Here is a 16,952-nt window from a genome sequence, read left to right as displayed (position 1 = left end):
AGGCTGTAGTGCCGGATTCGGGGGTTGACACGAGTTCGGCGCACGACTGTACACTGATGTGTTGCCAGGCATCCGAGCTGGCCCGCACCGCGAATGGAGTTCCACCGAGATGGACAAATTCGAACCCGGCCGAGAACTGATCCACGAGCTGTCCATCGCGGCACGCCGCACCGGCACCGCACTTGCCGCCATCCTGGGCGACGCGGGCCGCAAGAGCGCGCGCGAGGTGGTCGATCTGGCACACGAGGGACGTGAACTGGTCGCCGGAACGCTACGGGCCAGCGCTGACGAGCTTCGCCGACGCCGTTGAGTGCGCGCTCGGCGGATTCGTCGATGCCGCTGCGGCGTTCGCGGGAAGTCGCCGCGGCGGCGGGTAGCGGGTCTCGGTAGGATTCGGCGGGTGCCAGATTCTTCCGATATAGCCCGGCTCTTCGATCGGCGACCGCGTCACTGGGTGTCGCCCGCGGACCCGGTGGCGTGGAATGCGGTGCGGGACAAGGTGTGCGCGGAGGTCGCGCCGGAAACCGCGACAGAGTTCGTGGCGCTGCTGCGGCGCGAGATCGTCGAGGTGGTCGGGGTCGACGTCGATGACACCGACGCGACGGCAGAGCCCTGCGTGCTCGTCGAGGGGCGCCCGGAAGCTGTGGACCTGCCGACCTGGCGCACCATCGTGCTGCCCCTGCTGACCGCTCGCGCGCGTCAGCTGTACGGCGAACTACCCACCGAGCGCCCCTGACGCAGGCTCCGACGAGGGCCACAAGCATCGCGTGTCGTGTCCTCGGCCGCCCTCGGCCCGAGGGGCTTGACACCAGTTCAGTGCACGTCTGTACACTCGGGCGTGTCAGATGAGTGAGCTGGCCCGCACCGCGAATGGAGTCTCACGAGACGGATCATGTCGGTCACGGTCGAGAATCGGCCGACCGTCGCCACCCCGGACTGGACAAACTTGCCGAAAAGGCAAGTGATTTGCTGTTTCGGCAATAACTCTGGGTGATCCGGCCGACTGCTGGTGATACTCCGGTCCTCGATCCGAGGAGGACCGCCATGCTGGACAACCCTGTTCGCACCCACACCGCAGCCGTTCGCCCATGGGCCGTGCTGGCCGTGTGCTCGCTGAGCCTGTTCGTCGTCGGGCTCGACGCGACGATCGTCACCGTGGCATTGCCCACGATCGGTGGCGGTCTGCACGTCGGCACCCAGGGCCTGGAGTGGATCGTCGACTCCTACACCCTGGCGCTGGCGAGCTTTCTCATCACCTCGGGAGCGATCGCGGATCGCATCGGCCGGCGACGGGTATTCCGGCTCGGGCTCGTCGTTTTCGGCACCGCTACCGCCGTGTGCGCGCTGGCTCCCACAATCGAGGTGCTCATCGCGGCGCGGGTCGCCCAGGGTGTCGGAGGGTCGATGCTGAGTCCGGTGGCCTTGGCGATCGTGGTCTCGGCGATCACCGACGCGCGGCAGCGAGCCCGCGCGATCGGGGTGTGGGCGGCGGTGTTCGGGTTGAGCATGGCGGTCGGGCCGACCCTCGGTGGGGCACTGGTCGACTGGTTCGGGTGGCGGTCGGTGTTCTGGGTCGCGGTTCCGGTCGTGGCGGTCGCACTCGTACTGAGTGCGGTGTTCGTGCCCGAATCGCGAGCAGAGCAACCGCGTCGAATCGACGGCGCGGGGCAAGTGCTGCTCGTCCTGGTGGTCGGCGGGGTGATCGCCTTGCTCATCGAAGGACCTCGGATCGGATGGGGCTCGGCCACAGCGCTGGCCGGGTACTGCGGTGTCATCGCGGCAGCTGCCGGATTCGTGTGGGTGGAGCGACGGGTGGCCGAGCCGTTGATCGATCCGGCACTGTTCCGGCGCGCGCCGTTCACGGCCGCGGTGGTCGGCGCGGTGCTGGTGTTCGTGGCGCTGACCACCACCTTGTTGCTCAGTACCTGGCATCTGCAGCACGAGCGGGGAATGAGCGCGGTCACGGCAGGAGCGATCACATTGCCCCTCGCCGTCGCGGCAACCGTGTGCGCACCGCTGTCAGGGATTCTCGTCGGGCGCGTCGGTGCCCGTCGGCCGTTGTTGCTCGCGGGCGGATTCCTCACCGCCGGTGGGGTCGTGCTCGTCGGTGCGGGCGGCGATCCGGATCTGATGACGATGCTGGGCGCGTTCGCGCTGATCGGGATCGGGTTCGGATTCGCGAATGCGCCGATCACCAATACCGCGGTGAGCGGGTTGCCCGCGGCCAGGGCGGGAGTGGCGGGTGGAATCACCTCCACGGCTCGACAAGTCGGCGCCGCGGTCGGTATCGCGATCGCCGGCGGGGTGATCGCCGGTCACGGGTCTTTGCGGATCGGGTGGCTTGTCGTAGCCGGATGCGGTGTCGTGGTGCTGGCCCTGACCGGACTTTCGCCACAGAAAAGTTCCTGACCTGCGGAAGAGATTGCCGGAAAAGTATTTTCGTGGCGAGCGATGAGTTCTTTCGGCACGCACCGTCTGAATAAGTGCTACCTGTAGCCGAGATCCGGGAGAGCCTCATGACCGCCAGTTCCGCCGTCACCACCGGCACCCTCGTGGTGCCGGACGCCCGCCTGTATTACGAGGTCCGTGGTGCGGGACCGCTGCTCGTCCTCGTCGGCGCCCCGATGAACGCCGCCTCGTTCGCCGCGGCCGCCGAACAACTCGCCACCACCAATACCGTCCTCACCACCGATCCGCGCGGGCATTTCGGCAGCCCCCTCGACAACCCGAATCAGGATTCGACGGTGCTCGCCCGCGCCGGGGACCTCGCCCAGCTCATCACCCATCTCGGCGCGGGCCCGGCCGTGGTGTTCGGATCCAGCGGTGGTGCGGTCACCGCGTTGGCCCTGGCCCAGACCAACCCCGACCTGGTCACCACCGTCGTGGCCCACGAACCGCCGCTGCGCGAACTGCTCCCCGACGCCGAAGCCCAGCGCCCACTCACCGAGGACATCGTCGCCACCTACGCCACCGGCGAGGTGATCGGCGCCTGGCGAAAGTTCTTCGCCCAAGCCGCTATCGCCATCCCGGAACCGATGCTCGAACAGATCTTCGGCGGCGACCGTGATCCCCGACAGGTCGCCAGCGAACGTTTCTGGTTCGCCCACGAACTGCGCCCGACCACCTCCTGGGTACCGGACCCTCCGTTGCTGCGTTCGATCCCCACCCGGGTGATCGTCGGGATCGGTGCCGAGTCCACCGGTCAGTTCTGCGATCGCACCTCGCGGGAACTGGCATCGGCGCTGGGCGTCGACCCGGTCCTGTTCCCCGGCGACCACATCGGATTCGTCAACGATGCCGTCACCTTCGCCGCCCGCCTGCAAGAAGTACTCGACGAGCCGTGAGCGTGGTTGCTCGCGCGCGAGCGGGCCGGGGGAGAAGATGCCAGGCATGAGCGAATCACAGGACTGGAACAGCAAGATCATCGCCGAGTTCCGAGCCAACGAAGGCCGCGTCGGCGGGCCCTTCGAGGGTGCGCCGATGGTGCTGGTGCATCACCGAGGGCGGCGCACCGACCGGCAACTGGTGTCGCCGATGATGTATTTGGCCGACGAGAACGACCCGAAGCTTATGTACGTCTTCGCGTCCAAAGCCGGTGCCCCCACCAATCCCGACTGGTACTACAACCTCACCTCGGCGGGCGCGGCCGACGCCGAGGTCGGCACCGAGACCTTTCCGGTCACCGTCACCGAAGTGACCGGCGACGAACGCGACCGCCTCTACGCCGAGCAGGCGCGACGGTACCCCGGTTTCGCCGGATACGAGGAGAAGACGAAGGGTATCCGCACCATCCCGGTGCTGGCGTTGCGCCGGAACTGATCGGATGAGGTCGCGGGCAGGGCGACCGGACCGCCCTGCCCCGCTACCGGAGACCGAGGCGGAGGTAGTACCGCAGTCCAATGTGCGTGTGGGCCTCGGCTTCCTACCGTTCGATCATGCGTTTTCGAACCCTCACCGTGCCGATTCTCGCCGTCGCGCTGGGCTTGTCCGCCTGCACGATCAGCGCGGCCGAGCCCCACGCCTCGGCTCGCGTGGACAGTGTGCGCGGCGATCTCGACGCTCTGGTCGGCTCAGGTGCCATCGGAGCCGTTGCCACGCTCACCGAGCACGGGGCAGGCACTGTTGTCAGTGCCGGGCTGGCCGACGCGGGCGCGGCGACCCCGATCGGTACCGATGTTCCCCAACACATCCGGGTCGGCAGTGTCACCAAGTCCTTCACCGCCGCGATCGTGCTGCAGCTGGTGGCCGAACATCGCGTCGACCTCGACCGCTCCGTCGACACGTATCTGCCCGGGTTGCTCACCGGTGCGGGCGTGGACGGTCGCGCGATCACCGTCCGCCAGATCCTGGGCCATCGAAGCGGCCTGCCCGAGCCGGCCCGCTCCCCGGAGCTCGACGAACACGAAGCGGCGAAGAACGGCCGCACCTTCACCCCGGCTCAGGAGGTCGCCCTGGCCCTGGAGCAGCCGGCGAAGTTCGCGCCCGGCAGCCGATTCGAGTACACCAACATCAACTACATCGTCGCGGGCATGCTGATCGAAGCAGTGACCGGGCATCGCTACACCGACGAACTGCGCGACCGCATCCTGACACCGCTCGGCCTGTCGAATACCTACTTGCCCGCCACCGGTGAAACCGGTCTGCGCCAACCGCATCCGACCGGCTACGCCACCGTTGACGGGACACTCACCGACACGACCCTGATGGAGCCGTCGGTGCCGTGGGCATCGGGCGCGCTGGTGAGCACCGGCGCCGATGTGAATCGGTTCTTCCTCGCGCTGCTGGCCGGTCGGGTCGTGCCCCAATCCCAACTCGCGCAGATGCTCGACGGCATCGACATGGGCAACGGTGACGGCATGTCCTACGGTCTCGGCCTCGGGTACACCCAACTGCCGTGCGGTGCGCGGTATGTCGGTCACATCGGCGGCGTCCCCGGCTTCTCCACTGTCGCCGGTGCCACGGGGTCCGGCCTCGCGGTCACCATCGCCTATACCGGCACATCGTCGTCTGCCGATCTCGGCGAGATGCTCACCCACGCGCTGTGCGACTGAATCTCCCGTCTCGTCGACACACCGGCCGACGTGCGAGAACACCGCTGTCAACGCGGTGATGGCACACGATGCAAATCGGCATCGGGTGCATCGACTATCGCGTCACGACATCGCTCGCTCACCGTCCGCAGCGCCGCGACGAGCTCCGGTGGGTCGGCGACCGTGAACCCGATGTCCAGGGCGGTGATCATCCAGGCCAGTGCGGCAGGGGAGTCGGCGCCCAGATGCAACAGACAGCTCACATCGTCGACCGCTTCGAGGACTCCCATGCCGGGCCAGACACGATCGGCCACCTCGGTGGCCGATCCGTGCAGGGTGACGACGGTGCGCCACGGCCACGACGCGACCGACAGCCTGCGGGACAGATAGGTGGCCGCGTCACCGTCGGGCAACGGTCGCGGGGTGAATCGTGGGCCCGTCGGTACCCGGGGCTCGAGCCGGTCGACGCGGAACGACCGCCAATCGGCCCGGTCGACATCCCACCCGACCAGATACCAATGCCTGCTCACATTGACCAGCGAATCGGGTTCGACATCGCGGCGCGACGTCCGACCTGCGTGATCGGTGTAGTCGAAGCGCAGACGCTCCCGGCGTCGGCACGCCTGCGCGATCGTCAGCAGCGTCTCGGGTGACACCCGCGGCGCTTCGGCGGCGACCCGCACCATCGACTGTTGCAGGGTCGTAAGCCGGTGCCGAAGTCGCGAGGGAAGTACCTGTTCCAGCTTGGCGAGCGCACGCAGCGAGGCGTCCTCGATACCGGTGACCGTGCCGCCCGAGGTCGTACGCAAGCCGACCGCGACGGCCACGGCTTCCTCGTCGTCGAGCAGCAGCGGCGGCATCGACGCACCCGCGCCCAACCGATACCCCGCGCTGCCCTGCAATGCCTGCACCGGATAGCCCAATCCTCGCAACCGTTCCACGTCGCGGCGCACGGTGCGTGCGGTGACACCGAGCTTGGTCGCTAGTTCGGACCCCGACCACGCGCGGCGGGTCTGTAACAGTGACAGCAGCCGGAGCAGCCGAGCGGATGTTTCGGACATCGCTCCATCATGCCGCGAACTTAGGAACGATTCTGACCTAAGTGATCCATAGCGTTGCCGGTATGAGCGACATCGACAGCTTCCGGATCGACATCCCGCAGTCCGACCTCGACGACCTGCGTGAGCGGCTCGTCCGCACCCGCTGGGCCGACGACCTGCCCGGCACCGGCTGGACCTATGGCCTGCCCACCGCCTACCTGCGCGAGCTCGCCGACTACTGGCGGACCGGGTTCGACTGGCGCGCCGCGGAAACCGCACGCAACGCCCACCCTCAGTTCGTCACCGAGATCGATGGGCAGCGCCTGCACTTCACCCACGTGCGCTCACCCGAATCCGGCGCACTGCCGCTGGTCTTGGTGCACGGCTGGCCGTTCACCGACTTCGGTGCGACGATCGGACCGCTGACCGACCCCCGCGCGCACGGCGGTGACCCGCGTGACGCCTTCGACCTCATCATCCCGACGCTGCCCGGATTCGGCTTCTCCGGACCCACGCACCAGCCCGGCCAGGCGGCCACCGAGCGATCCGCGGAACTGATCGCCCGCCTGATGAGCGAATTGGGCTACCAGCGCTACGGCGTGCAAGGCAGTGACGCGGGCTCGTTCATCGCCCCGCAGGTGGGTCGTGTCGACACCGAGCGGGTCGCCGGCGTGCACCTCAACGCGGCGATCACCATCCCCGCCTGGAACGACGACGGCGCGGGCTACACCGAGCAGGATCGGGAAAAGCTTGCCGCGCTCCAGGATTGGAGCAGCAACGAAACCTCCGCCTACGCGGGTGTGCACAGCACCCGCCCGCACACCCTGGCCCATGCCCTGGCCGATTCACCGGCAGGTCTGCTCGCGTGGGTCGTCGATGTCGTCAACACCTACAAGGATCCCGCCGCCGCGCTGCCCGAGGATTCCCTCGACCGCGACGCCATGCTCGCCGAAACAGCGATCCTGTGGTTCACCGGGACCGCGGGCTCCTCGATGCGGCTGTACAAGGAATCCCAGCAGTGGGGCGCGGACCTGCCCAGCTCCGGTGTCCCGACAGCGGTCGCGGTCTTCCCCGGTGACACCACGATTCGCGGCATCGCCGAGAAGCAGAACAATCTCGTCCGGTGGACCGAATACGACCGTGGGGGGCACTTCGCCGCGATGGAAGCGCCCGAGCTGCTGATCGAGGATGTGCGCGAGTTCTTCCGGTCGGTGCGGTAGGGGTCGGTGGGCCCCCGGGTAAGTCCGGGGGCCACCGCCGGCTCGATGCCACACGGCACCGATCTCGCTCAACCGCTCCACGGCGTAGGCGGGGTCGACCAAAGCCTCCGGGGTGTGGATGCCCGGTGCGGGACGGTCGCCGCGCAAGCCGACCAGCCGTTCGACGCCGAATGCGATCCCGAGCGCGGTCAGCGGTCGCTGACCGTCCCGATGGACGAGGTGCTGTGTTCTGTCGAGCGGTGCGCCGCCGCGGCCGGTTCCGGCGAGATCGATCCGAACCTCGACGGAGGCGGGCTCGCCGCGCCGCCTGCTCGGGGTCGCGCCGACCGCGAAGTCGACCCGGACGTTCGGTGCGCCGGTCGCCAGGGCCAGGCTCGGCACGTCGAGAACCGGGATGCTCTGGCCGGGTAGCGCGGTGCCGTCGACGGTGTGGACGTCTGCTTGCGCCTCGGCCTCGGAGAGCCAGGTGAAGATGCCGTCGCGGCGCACGAGACCTGCTGTCGTGACGGCCGACCAGCGTTCCAGATCGGCGATTCCCGCGGGCCCGCCGGTGTCGGTGTCATCGAGCGCGACGCCGACTCGGACCGTGTCGATCCGGTCGAACTCGCGCGCGGAATCCAGCGTGGCGAGCACGACGGTTCCCGCCATCAAATGGCTGGCTACCAGAACCGGTGCCGCACTGGACCTTTGCGCGCCCGCGACGATCTCCGGGCCGATGTCGAGCAGGCCGCTGGAGATGCTGAGGTAGGGCAGGCCGCGCTCCTGCGCGTAGTGCAGGCCGTTGAGCCGGTCGTCCCACAGGGTTGCGACGACCGCGGAGTAGTCGGCGTCGGCGAGACCGAGGTCGCGGCGCGACAGATCGATCGTCACTGCCGTGGCAGTGCCGAGGGCGTCGGCTACCCGTTGCGCACGACCGAGATCACGGCCCGCGATGGTCAACGGCAGGGCCGGATGCCATCGACGCAACAGGGCCGCGGTGTCCGACCCCGCCTGTCCCGACCCGCCCAAGATCAGTACCGGTTGCTCCATGATGAATTCCTCTCACTAAGCTACAAGTTGTAACTTACTCTTTGTAGCTAAGCTGTGGGCATGGCGCAAGGGAGGACGATGACCACACGATCGGGCAGATTGGCGAAGCCGGCCCGGCGCGAGCAGCTGCTCGACACCGCCTTGACGCTGGTGCGGGAGCAAGGCACCGACGGCCTGACCTTGGCCACTCTCGCCGAAGCTGCGGGCGTGAGCAGGCCGATCGTCTACGACCACTTCGGCACCCGCCCCGAACTGCTCCTCGCGCTCTACCGCCAACTCGACGAACGCCACCGCCTGGCCTCGGAACAAGCCGCCCGCGACGCCACCCCCACCGTCGACGAGATCGCCCGCGTCATGAGCACCGCCTACTTCGCCTGCGCCACCGACATGCCCGAATTCGACGCGATTTCCGCCGCCCTGAAAGGCAACCCGGACGTCCAGGCGATCCAGCACGACATGCTCGACAGCTACCGCGACTGGATGGCCGCCACCTTGCAACCGTTCTCGTCACTCACCGCCACAGCACTGCGACTGCGCTGCGTCGGCGTGCTCGGCGCGGCCGAAACACTGGCCGCGGAACTGAACCTGGGTACGACCACGCCCGACGAAGCGATCTCGGCGCTGACCGATCTGATCGTCGGCAGCATCGGTGCGGGCGAGCGGCGCTGACGGGGCGAGAGCATCGTCAGCGAACCTGAAATCCGCACGGCCGCCGGTGTTGTACGCGGTCGGCGGGAAGGCGATAGCGGTTCTGTGATGTCGTCGGTGTCGGGCTCGGCCAGTTCGACGCGCTGGACCTCCCGAGCTGAATCAACTGGGTCTTGTCCCGGCATGTACGGCCGCATCTTTGGAGAAGCTCTGTCAGAGGTCGGTGGGCGGTGATGTGGTCGGGCTCGATACGTCGACGAGGAAACGGTTGGGATCGGTTACCAGCAAGCGTCTTTGGCCGTAGAACAGATCCCGGGGCTCCTCGACGATGGGAATGCCGAGGTCCTTGGCACGGGCGTAGATAGTCTCCACATCGTCGACAACGATGGTGATGTAGGAGCCGCCGAACCCGCCACGAACATGGTCGGGCACCAGCTCGTGATCGCGCGCCATGATGCCGATGATGGTCCCCGAGTCCGAGTCGATGAGTTGCACGAACCAATCGCTGTCGTAGGCGACCTGGAAACCCAAGAGGTCGACGTAGAAGTCACGCGTCGCAGCGAGTTGGTCGCTGCAGATGTTCACAAAGCTTCGCGCAATGGCCACATCGGCGAGACTAGCAAGCTGGCTCGAATTCCCGGCGGTTCACTTCGGCTCGCCGATTAGATTGAAAGAGTGTTCACCTCCAGTGGAATTCCGGCAGGGTTCGGGCACAGATTGATCGCGCCCAGTGTCGACATGTACGGAGAATGGCGCGACGCGCATGTCGAGTGGGGGCCCGGTCTCCACGAGGACGGTTTCGGCTTGTTGCCGAGTGACGACGTCGACTCGATCCCGGGATTCGAGCTCTGGGTTGCGCGGCTCATCGCCGCGTCGGGAGAGGGGCGCGACGGGCGTTGCTCGTATCGCTGGATAGTCGAGGGTGATCGCGTACTCGGCGGGATCGCATTGCGACACGGGGACGGTGGCCTCGTGCGGAACCTCGGGCATGTCGGGTACGGGATCCGGCCGTCCGCGCGCCGTCGAGGGCTGGCTACGTGGGCATTGGGAGAGATCATCGCTGAGGCGCGAGTGGCTGGAATGGACCGAGTGCTGGTTGTTTGCGCGGCCGGGAATATCGGGTCGGTGAAGACGATCGAGCGCTGTGGTGGTGTTCTCGAGAGCATCCAGGACACCGAACTCGGTCCGGCGCGGCGCTATTGGATCACGGTCGTGAAGTCGCGCGCCTAAGTGCGCCATTGGGAGGGGCGGGTTTCGCCCCTCCCACGAGGTGACTATCGACGGCCGAAGCGCTCGACGAGTCGGGAGTAGCTGTCGTGGCCGTGGCCCGCGGTGATGGCGTCGGCGACCAGGCTTCTCGTGTAGGTGGGTAGGTCGGTGTCGATTCCCCGGGTCCGGCTCTCGGCGAGCAGGTCGTCGAGGGAGGGGAGATGGTGCTGCAGGGCGCCGTACGGGATGGCGAAATCGGTGCTGTCGACCTCTTTCGCCAGCATCGGGATCAGTGATGACAGGGCTGCGAGGGAGCGATCGGCCTGCTGGGTGAAGTCGCCGACGGGGAGACCGGCGTTGCCGAGAAGTGCCGAGGCGTGCAGGAACCCGTTCAGCAGGCCCCACATGATGTCGTGAACGGCCATGCCGTACAGCACCGGCACAGCAGGGTCGGGGGAGACGAAGGTCGCGCGGCCGCCGAGAGCTCGGAGGAGGGCTTCGTGTCGATCGAAGGCAGCGCGGGCGCCGCCGTAGAACACCACCGCGTCCGGGGAGCCGATGGCCGGAGCGATGGTCATGATCTGGCCGTGCAGGTAAGCCGCTCCGGACTCGCGCGCCAACTGTCCAGTGGCGGTGGCCTGTTCGGAAGTGCCGTCGGTCAGGTCGACCACGGTCCGTCCCGCCAGCTCCGCACCCGACGCACGCAACAGATCCGCCGCCACCGCACCACCCTTGACATTGACGATCACCACATCGGCCGCACCCACAGCCTCTGTCGGGGTCGCGGCCGACCGTGCTCCCTCGGCTACCAGCGGATGTGCCCTGTCTTGCGACCGGTTCCACACCGTGACCGGATAGCCCCCATCCAGCAGGGCAGCGGCCAGCGCCGACCCCATCTCACCCAACCCCAGAACTGCGACTGCCGTTGCCTGTGCGTTCTCATGTCCACTCATGAAACGGACATTAAGAGCTCAACCACTCTTCAGGTCAAGGCCCGGGAATCAGGCGAGCTGCTATCGCCGTTCGATGGTGGCGAGCCACGCTGAGGTTGCGTCGGAGAATCGTGTTCGCAGATGCTCGGGGGCGATGGTGGCGATATGCCAGGCGGGGTTGTGATCGAAGGGCGCGGTGAGGGCGTGCCGGGTGACCGGGTGCGGTCCGAGGTCGGGACCGGTATCGCTGAAGCACAACACGTACAGGGTGCCGCCGGAGTCGGTGACCGACGCCAGGCTTGCCACGTACTCGGTGCGTTCGGACGCGTCGAAGGTGTGGAACAGGCCGCAGTCGAGGACTGTTTCGAAGCGGCGATACAGCCGCTGGAGATGTAGGGCGTCTGCCATAGCGAAGGCCACGTCGATCCCACGATCGTCGGCTGTCTGCCTGGCGGTGGCCAACGCTGTTTCGGCCACGTCGACACCCAGCACAGGCAACCCGCGGGCGGCGATGAACAGGGCGTTGTCGCCGGTGCCGCACCCGACATCGAGGACCGGTCCGCAGAACCCCCCTGATTCGGCCAGCCGCACGACAGCGGGCTGCGGGGTACCGATGTCCCACGGTGCGGGGCCGTCGAGATAGGACGCGTTCCACGGCTGACCGGCTTGGCGCTCGTGACTGGTCGGCGGGCGGGGGTCGGACTGAGGAGTCGGCGGCATCAGCGGATGAACAGGTTGGAGCGGTCGGCGAGGTCGAGAACCGGCTGGGGGAACAGGCCGAGCAGGACGGTGGCGCCCGCGCTGAACGCCACGACCAAGGTGGTGGCGAACGGGGCGGTCACGATGGGCGCGTCGGCCGGAGGGTCGGTGAAGAACATCAGCACGATGACCCGGACGTAGAAGAAGGCGGCGATGGCGCTGCAGAGGACACCGACGATCACCAAGGCGGTATAGCCCGCACCGGAGGCAGCGGCGAAAACCGCGAACTTGCTGACGAATCCGCTGGTGAGCGGCAGACCGGCGAAAGACAGCAGCAACAGGGCGAATGCCGAAGCGAGCCACGGGGATCGGCGACCGAGGCCCGCCCACTGCGACAGTGCGGTCGCTTCGTCACCGGAGGCGTCACGCACCAGACTGACCACCGCGAACGCACCGACGGTGCCGAGACCATAGGCCAGCAGGTAGAACAGCACGGCGGCCACACCGGCGTTGTCGGCGGCGACGATACCGACGAGCAGGAAACCGGCGTGCGCGATCGAGGAGTAGGCCAGCATGCGCTTCACATCGGTCTGGGTGATCGCCATGATCGCACCGACGACCATCGTCGCCACCGCGACCGCGGCGAGCACCGGGCGCCAATCCGAGCCCAGCGCACCGACTCCCACCATCAGCACCCGCATGGTCGCCCCGACGGCGGCGATCTTGGTGGCGGCGGCCATGAACGCGGTGATCGGGGTCGGCGCGCCTTGATAGACATCGGGCACCCAGGCCTGGAACGGCACCGCGCCGATCTTGAACAGCAGCCCGACGGCGAGCATGCCGATACCGAGCAGGGCCAGAGTCGCGTTCTCGGGCTGCTTGTCCAGTGCCGCACCGATTCCCGGCAGCGACACCGTGCCAGTCTGCCCGTAGAGCAGTGCGACACCGTAGAGGAAGAACGCCGAGGAGAACGCACCGAGCAGGAAGTACTTCATCGCCGCCTCTTGCGAGAGCAACCGCCTGCGGCGAGCCAGCCCACACAGCAGATACAGCGGTAGCGACAACACTTCGAGCGCGACGAACATCGTGAGCAGATCGTTCGACGCGGGAAACAGCAGCAGACCGCCGACCGCGATCATCGTCAGCGGGAACACCTCGGTGGTCGAAACCCCCGAGCGCACCGCCGCGAGCTCGTGCGCGCTTCCCGGCACTGCGGAGGCCTGCGGTGTGAACGCGTCGACCCCTCGATCCAACGCGGCCGCCGCCCGACTCCACGTGCCCGGCCCGCTGCGCGCCCGCGGCACCGCGCCACGCTCGGCGATCAGCAGCAGGCCCAGCAGCGAGACCAGCAGGATCGTGCCCTGCAGGAACAGCGTGACTCCGTCGATGGCGACCGCGCCCACCACCGCGGTGCCCTCGGATCCGGCGAGCAGCACCACGGCCACCAGAGCGCCGACCACACCGGCCAGCCCGAGCACCAACTGCGTCGGATACCGGTAGGGCCGCGACACGAACGCTTCGACGAGTACACCCACCACGCCGACCCCGAACACGATCAGCATCGGGGCGAGCAGGTGGTATTCGATGCTCGGTGCGGGCGCGATGGCCGCGAGCTCGGTGATGGTCACGGAGTCCGTCCTCATTTGTGGCCGCCTGCGGGCGGGGTGGCCGCACCAGCTTCGGGAGCGGGGACCGTCGGAGCGGGATCGTGCTTACCGATCGTCGAGAGGGTGTGTCCCACCGCGGGGTCCACCAGATCCAGGATCGGTTTCGGATAGAACCCGAGCACCAGCAGCGCGACCAGCAGCGGCACCACCACCGCCAGCTCACGCGGCACCAGATCACGCAGGTGTTCGTTGCCCTTCTTCAGTGGGCCGGTCATCAACCGCTGATACAGCCACAGCACATAGATCGCGGCCAGGACCAGCGCACCGGTCGCGATCACCGCCGCCACCTGGTACTTCGGGAAGGTGCCGATCAGGACCAGGAATTCGCTGACGAACGGTGCGAGACCGGGCAGCGAGAGCGTGGCCAGGCCGGCGATGAAGAACGTGCCGGCCAGCACCGGCGCGACCTTCTGCACGCCGCCGTACTCGGCGATCATCCTGGTGCCGCGCCGGGAGACGAGGAACCCGGCGATGAGAAACAGTGCGGCCGTGGACAGTCCGTGGTTGACCATGTACAGCGTCGCCCCGGATTGGGACTGACTGGTCATGGCGAAGATGCCGAGGATGATGAACCCGAAGTGCGAGATCGAGGTGTAGGCGATCAGTCGCATCACATCGGTCTGTCCGATGGCGAGCAGCGCTCCGTAGAGGATGCCGATCACGGCCAGGGTGATCACCAAGGGCGCGAAGGTGTCCGATGCCAGTGGGAACAGCAGCAGGCAGTAGCGCAGCATGCCGAAGGTGCCGACCTTGTCGACCACCGCCATCATCAGCACCGCGCTGGACGGGGTGGCCGAGACCGCCGCGTCGGGCAGCCACGTGTGCAGTGGCCACAGCGGCGCCTTCACGGCGAAGGCGAACATGAACCCGAGGAACAGGGCGTTGAGCACCGCTGTACTGCCCCCGAGTTCACCGTTGTTGGCCGCGGCGACCACGACGCGCAGATCGAAGGTCCCCGCCGATCCCTCGCCGAGGCCCGCCTGGGCGGTCAGCACGTACAACCCGATGACCGCGGCGAGCATGATCAACCCACCGAAGAGGTTGTAGAGCAAGAACTTCACCGCCGCACGCGACCGTTGGGCGCGCACCGCGGCGTCGGTGGTGCGAGTGCCGAAGCCGCCGATGAGGAAGTACATCGGGATCAGCATCGCTTCGAAGAACACGTAGAACAGCAGGATGTCGAGGGCGAGGAAGGAGATCAGCACCATCGACTCGACCAGCAGCATCAACGCCATGTAGATGTGGATGGTCTTGGGTCCGTCGCCGGTGGGGGTGTCGTCGTTCCAGCCTGCCAGGATCAGCAGCGGCACCAGCACCGCTGTCAGCAGGACCAAGGCGGTGGCGATGCCGTCGAGGCCGAGTGTGTAGCCCACACCGAATGTCGGGATCCATTCGTGGGATTCGACGAATTGGTACTGGGCACCGCCGGGCTTGAACCGCACCGCGAGGACAACGGCCAGTGCGAGTACACCGATCGACACCGCGAACGCCACGCCACGCGCCACCGTGCGGCGGGCGGCGGGCAGGACGAGCACCACACCCGCCCCGATCGCGGGGGCGAGCCAGAGCGTCGTCAGCCAGGGAAACGAGTTCACCAGAACCTCACCGCCAGCAGGGCAGCGGCCACCAGGGCCGCGCCGGTGAACATGGACAGGGCGTAGGAGCGTACGAAACCCGTCTGCACCTTGCGGATTCGCGCCGACAGTCCGCCGATCGAGGCGGCGGTTCCGTTGACGATCCCGTCGACGCCCTTCGCGTCGAGGAACACCAGCGCCCTCGTGAGGTGGCGGCCGGGGCGTTCGAACACGGCTTCGTTGATCTTGTCGCCGTAGAGATCGGCACGGGCGGCCCCGGTCAGCACGCTGACCGGCTCCGGCGCGACTTCGGGGATCGGGCTCTCGGCGTATTTGCGGTAGGCGATGGCCACACCGACGGCGACCGCGGTCAATGCCAGACCGGTGACGACCGCCGCGGGGATCACCGGCTCCGTGTGATGGGAACCGACGACGGGTTCGAGCCAGTTCACCAGCGACGAGCCCCAGACGAACAGGCCACCGGCGAAGACCGATCCGAACGCGAGCAGGATCATCGGCCCGGTCATCACCGCGGGTGACTCGTGCGGGTGGGTGTCGGGCTTCCAGCGGCGCTCACCGAAGAAGGTCATCAGCATGACGCGGGTCATGTAGAACGCAGTGAGCGCGGCACCGACGAGAGTGACCACGCCGAGCAGGATTCCGGTGGATCCGCCGTGGTCGAAGGCCGCCTCGATGATCTTGTCCTTGGAGAAGAACCCGGACAACGGTGGCACTCCGATGATGGCGAGATAGCCCAGGCCGAAGGTGATGAACGTGATCGGCATCAGTGTGCGCAGGCCGCCGTAGCGGCGCATATCTGTTTCGTCGTTCATCGCGTGCATCACCGAGCCGGCGCCGAGGAACAGTCCGGCTTTGAAGAAGCCGTGGGTGAGCAGGTGCATGATCGCGAACGCGTACCCGGCCGGGCCGAGGCCGACGGCCAGGATCATGTACCCGATCTGGCTCATCGTCGAGGCCGCGAGGGCCTTCTTGATGTCGTCCTTGGCGCAGCCGATGACGGCGCCGAACAGCAACGTCACCGCACCGACGGCGAGCACCGCCGTGCGCGCGTTCGGCGCGAGGTCGTAGATCGGGTTGGCGCGGGCGATCAGGTACACACCGGCGGTGACCATGGTGGCGGCGTGGATGAGCGCCGAGACCGGGGTGGGGCCCTCCATCGCGTCGCCGAGCCACGACTGCAACGGCACCTGCGCGGATTTTCCGCAGGCGGCCAGCAACAACAGCAGACCGATGGCGGTGAGGGTGCCTTCGCTCGCGCCCGGGGTCGCCGCGAACACGGTGCGGAAATCGAAGGACCCGAATGCCGCGAACATGACCATCATGGCGATGGCCAAGCCCATGTCACCGACCCGGTTCACCACGAACGCCTTCTTGGCCGCCGTTGCGGCCGAGGGCTTCTCGTACCAGAATCCGATCAGCAGATAGGACGCCAGGCCCACGCCTTCCCAGCCCAGATAGAGCACGAGGAAGTTGTCGGCCAGCACCAGCACGAGCATCGCGGCCAGGAACAGGTTGAGATAGCCGAAGAACCGGCGCTTGCCGGGATCGTGGCTCATGTAGCCGATCGAGTAGAGGTGGATCAGCGACCCGACCCCGGTGATCAGTAGCGCGAAGCAGATCGACAACTGGTCCAGTTGCAGGCTGAACCCGACCTGTAGATCACCGACGGGCACCCAGTTGAACAGTTCCTTGTGCACGGCGCGGTCGGCGTCGGCGCGGCCGAGCATTCCGAAGAACGCGACAGCGGCGACGACGAACGAGGACAGCGCGGCCGTCGTGGCCAGGTAGGGGCCCCAGCGATCGGTGAGGTGGCCGAACAGGAGCAGGACGATCGCGCCTGCGAGTGGGAGGGCGGGCAGCAGCCACAGCGTTGCGGTACCCAT

At 67.4% G+C, this 16,952-nt stretch carries 18 protein-coding genes; 11 read left to right on the top strand and 7 right to left on the bottom strand.

Translation table 11 applies throughout. The features are described 5' to 3' along the window. Positions 1-109 precede the first annotated feature (109 nt). The 6 genes from ACFTS5_RS09385 (at position 110) to ACFTS5_RS09360 (ending at position 5,051) form a co-directional block, all read left to right on the top strand. Positions 110-310 carry a hypothetical protein gene (locus ACFTS5_RS09385; RefSeq protein ID WP_378629218.1) on the top strand — a complete coding sequence of 67 codons (201 nt, stop codon included), beginning with the start codon at positions 110-112 and terminating at the stop codon, positions 308-310. Between the two features lie 90 nt (positions 311-400). Then, positions 401-736 (top strand): hypothetical protein, encoded by a 336-nt coding sequence (locus ACFTS5_RS09380; RefSeq protein ID WP_378629217.1) that lies wholly within the window; start codon positions 401-403, stop codon positions 734-736. Between the two features lie 308 nt (positions 737-1,044). After that, a complete protein-coding gene (locus tag ACFTS5_RS09375; protein WP_378629215.1) occupies positions 1,045-2,409 on the top strand; it encodes an MFS transporter in 1,365 nt (454 codons plus the stop codon). Positions 2,410-2,516: 107 nt separating this feature from the next. Then, positions 2,517-3,344: an alpha/beta fold hydrolase gene (locus ACFTS5_RS09370; protein WP_378629213.1), complete on the top strand. Its 828-nt coding sequence runs from the start codon at positions 2,517-2,519 to the stop codon at positions 3,342-3,344. A 46-nt stretch (positions 3,345-3,390) separates the two neighbouring features. Further along, positions 3,391-3,819: a nitroreductase/quinone reductase family protein gene (locus tag ACFTS5_RS09365; protein ID WP_378629210.1), complete on the top strand. Its 429-nt coding sequence runs from the start codon at positions 3,391-3,393 to the stop codon at positions 3,817-3,819. Positions 3,820-3,935: 116 nt separating this feature from the next. Beyond that, a complete protein-coding gene (locus ACFTS5_RS09360; protein ID WP_378629208.1) occupies positions 3,936-5,051 on the top strand; it encodes a serine hydrolase domain-containing protein in 1,116 nt (371 codons plus the stop codon). A 47-nt stretch (positions 5,052-5,098) separates the two neighbouring features. On the opposite strand, the gene ACFTS5_RS09355 is transcribed toward ACFTS5_RS09360, so the two are convergent. Then, a complete protein-coding gene (locus tag ACFTS5_RS09355; RefSeq protein ID WP_378629206.1) occupies positions 5,099-6,091 on the bottom strand; it encodes a helix-turn-helix transcriptional regulator in 993 nt (330 codons plus the stop codon). A 62-nt stretch (positions 6,092-6,153) separates the two neighbouring features. On the opposite strand from ACFTS5_RS09355, the gene ACFTS5_RS09350 reads away from it, so the two are divergent. The 4 genes from ACFTS5_RS09350 to ACFTS5_RS09335 all read left to right on the top strand — a co-directional run bounded on the left by ACFTS5_RS09350 (position 6,154) and on the right by ACFTS5_RS09335 (position 8,988). Further along, the gene (locus ACFTS5_RS09350) at positions 6,154-7,290 is read left to right on the top strand and encodes an epoxide hydrolase family protein (RefSeq protein WP_378629203.1); all 1,137 of its coding nucleotides are present in this window, start codon (positions 6,154-6,156) and stop codon (positions 7,288-7,290) included. Positions 7,291-7,404: 114 nt separating this feature from the next. Beyond that, a complete protein-coding gene (locus ACFTS5_RS09345) occupies positions 7,405-7,701 on the top strand; it encodes a hypothetical protein (protein ID WP_378629200.1) in 297 nt (98 codons plus the stop codon). 30 nt (positions 7,702-7,731) lie between these two features. Next, on the top strand, positions 7,732-8,352 hold the full coding sequence (locus ACFTS5_RS09340; protein WP_378629198.1) for a hypothetical protein: 621 nt from the start codon (positions 7,732-7,734) through the stop codon (positions 8,350-8,352). A 45-nt stretch (positions 8,353-8,397) separates the two neighbouring features. Continuing rightward, the gene (locus ACFTS5_RS09335) at positions 8,398-8,988 is read left to right on the top strand and encodes a TetR/AcrR family transcriptional regulator (RefSeq protein WP_378629196.1); all 591 of its coding nucleotides are present in this window, start codon (positions 8,398-8,400) and stop codon (positions 8,986-8,988) included. Between the two features lie 192 nt (positions 8,989-9,180). On the opposite strand, the gene ACFTS5_RS09330 is transcribed toward ACFTS5_RS09335, so the two are convergent. After that, positions 9,181-9,573: a VOC family protein gene (locus tag ACFTS5_RS09330; protein WP_378629193.1), complete on the bottom strand. Its 393-nt coding sequence runs from the start codon at positions 9,571-9,573 to the stop codon at positions 9,181-9,183. 69 nt (positions 9,574-9,642) lie between these two features. Here ACFTS5_RS09330 and ACFTS5_RS09325 point away from each other — a divergent pair, with 69 nt between their 5' ends. Beyond that, entirely contained in the window at positions 9,643-10,197 is a 555-nt protein-coding gene (locus tag ACFTS5_RS09325; protein WP_378629190.1) for a GNAT family N-acetyltransferase, read from the top strand. A gap of 44 nt (positions 10,198-10,241) precedes the next feature. Here the strand turns inward: ACFTS5_RS09325 and ACFTS5_RS09320 are convergent, their stop codons facing one another. Genes ACFTS5_RS09320 through nuoL form a run of 5 tightly spaced genes read right to left on the bottom strand, consistent with a single transcriptional unit; the run spans position 10,242 to position 16,952 of the window. Continuing rightward, positions 10,242-11,129: an NAD(P)-dependent oxidoreductase gene (locus ACFTS5_RS09320; RefSeq protein WP_378629187.1), complete on the bottom strand. Its 888-nt coding sequence runs from the start codon at positions 11,127-11,129 to the stop codon at positions 10,242-10,244. Between the two features lie 60 nt (positions 11,130-11,189). Beyond that, complete coding sequence (locus ACFTS5_RS09315; RefSeq protein ID WP_378629184.1) at positions 11,190-11,828, bottom strand: class I SAM-dependent methyltransferase; 639 nt, start codon at positions 11,826-11,828, stop codon at positions 11,190-11,192. Then, complete coding sequence (gene nuoN, locus ACFTS5_RS09310) at positions 11,828-13,450, bottom strand: NADH-quinone oxidoreductase subunit NuoN (RefSeq protein ID WP_378629181.1); 1,623 nt, start codon at positions 13,448-13,450, stop codon at positions 11,828-11,830. Before nuoN ends, ACFTS5_RS09315 begins: the two co-directional genes overlap by 1 nt. Continuing rightward, positions 13,447-15,069 (bottom strand): NADH-quinone oxidoreductase subunit M, encoded by a 1,623-nt coding sequence (locus tag ACFTS5_RS09305; protein WP_378629179.1) that lies wholly within the window; start codon positions 15,067-15,069, stop codon positions 13,447-13,449. The genes nuoN and ACFTS5_RS09305 overlap by 4 nt, the downstream gene beginning before the upstream one ends. Then, complete coding sequence (nuoL, locus tag ACFTS5_RS09300) at positions 15,066-16,952, bottom strand: NADH-quinone oxidoreductase subunit L (protein ID WP_378629177.1); 1,887 nt, start codon at positions 16,950-16,952, stop codon at positions 15,066-15,068. The genes ACFTS5_RS09305 and nuoL overlap by 4 nt, the downstream gene beginning before the upstream one ends.

This window comes from Nocardia sp. NPDC056952 (assembly GCF_042674185.1).
Lineage (GTDB): Bacteria > Actinomycetota > Actinomycetes > Mycobacteriales > Mycobacteriaceae > Nocardia.
This window is presented reverse-complemented; position numbering and strand designations above follow the sequence as displayed.

What these genes read in the sequence shown, in the direction of transcription:
- ACFTS5_RS09315 (WP_378629184.1), bottom strand. Translation starts at nt 11,828, where the DNA reads ATGCCGCCGACTCCTCAGTCCGACCCCCGCCCGCCGACCAGTCACGAG.
- ACFTS5_RS09350 (WP_378629203.1), top strand. Translation starts at nt 6,154, where the DNA reads ATGAGCGACATCGACAGCTTCCGGATCGACATCCCGCAGTCCGACCTC.
- ACFTS5_RS09355 (WP_378629206.1), bottom strand. Translation starts at nt 6,091, where the DNA reads ATGTCCGAAACATCCGCTCGGCTGCTCCGGCTGCTGTCACTGTTACAG.
- ACFTS5_RS09370 (WP_378629213.1), top strand. Translation starts at nt 2,517, where the DNA reads ATGACCGCCAGTTCCGCCGTCACCACCGGCACCCTCGTGGTGCCGGAC.
- nuoL (WP_378629177.1), bottom strand. Translation starts at nt 16,952, where the DNA reads ATGGGTACCGCAACGCTGTGGCTGCTGCCCGCCCTCCCACTCGCAGGC.
- ACFTS5_RS09375 (WP_378629215.1), top strand. Translation starts at nt 1,045, where the DNA reads ATGCTGGACAACCCTGTTCGCACCCACACCGCAGCCGTTCGCCCATGG.
- ACFTS5_RS09335 (WP_378629196.1), top strand. Translation starts at nt 8,398, where the DNA reads ATGACCACACGATCGGGCAGATTGGCGAAGCCGGCCCGGCGCGAGCAG.
- ACFTS5_RS09320 (WP_378629187.1), bottom strand. Translation starts at nt 11,129, where the DNA reads ATGAGTGGACATGAGAACGCACAGGCAACGGCAGTCGCAGTTCTGGGG.
- ACFTS5_RS09385 (WP_378629218.1), top strand. Translation starts at nt 110, where the DNA reads ATGGACAAATTCGAACCCGGCCGAGAACTGATCCACGAGCTGTCCATC.
- ACFTS5_RS09360 (WP_378629208.1), top strand. Translation starts at nt 3,936, where the DNA reads ATGCGTTTTCGAACCCTCACCGTGCCGATTCTCGCCGTCGCGCTGGGC.
- ACFTS5_RS09365 (WP_378629210.1), top strand. Translation starts at nt 3,391, where the DNA reads ATGAGCGAATCACAGGACTGGAACAGCAAGATCATCGCCGAGTTCCGA.
- nuoN (WP_378629181.1), bottom strand. Translation starts at nt 13,450, where the DNA reads ATGAGGACGGACTCCGTGACCATCACCGAGCTCGCGGCCATCGCGCCC.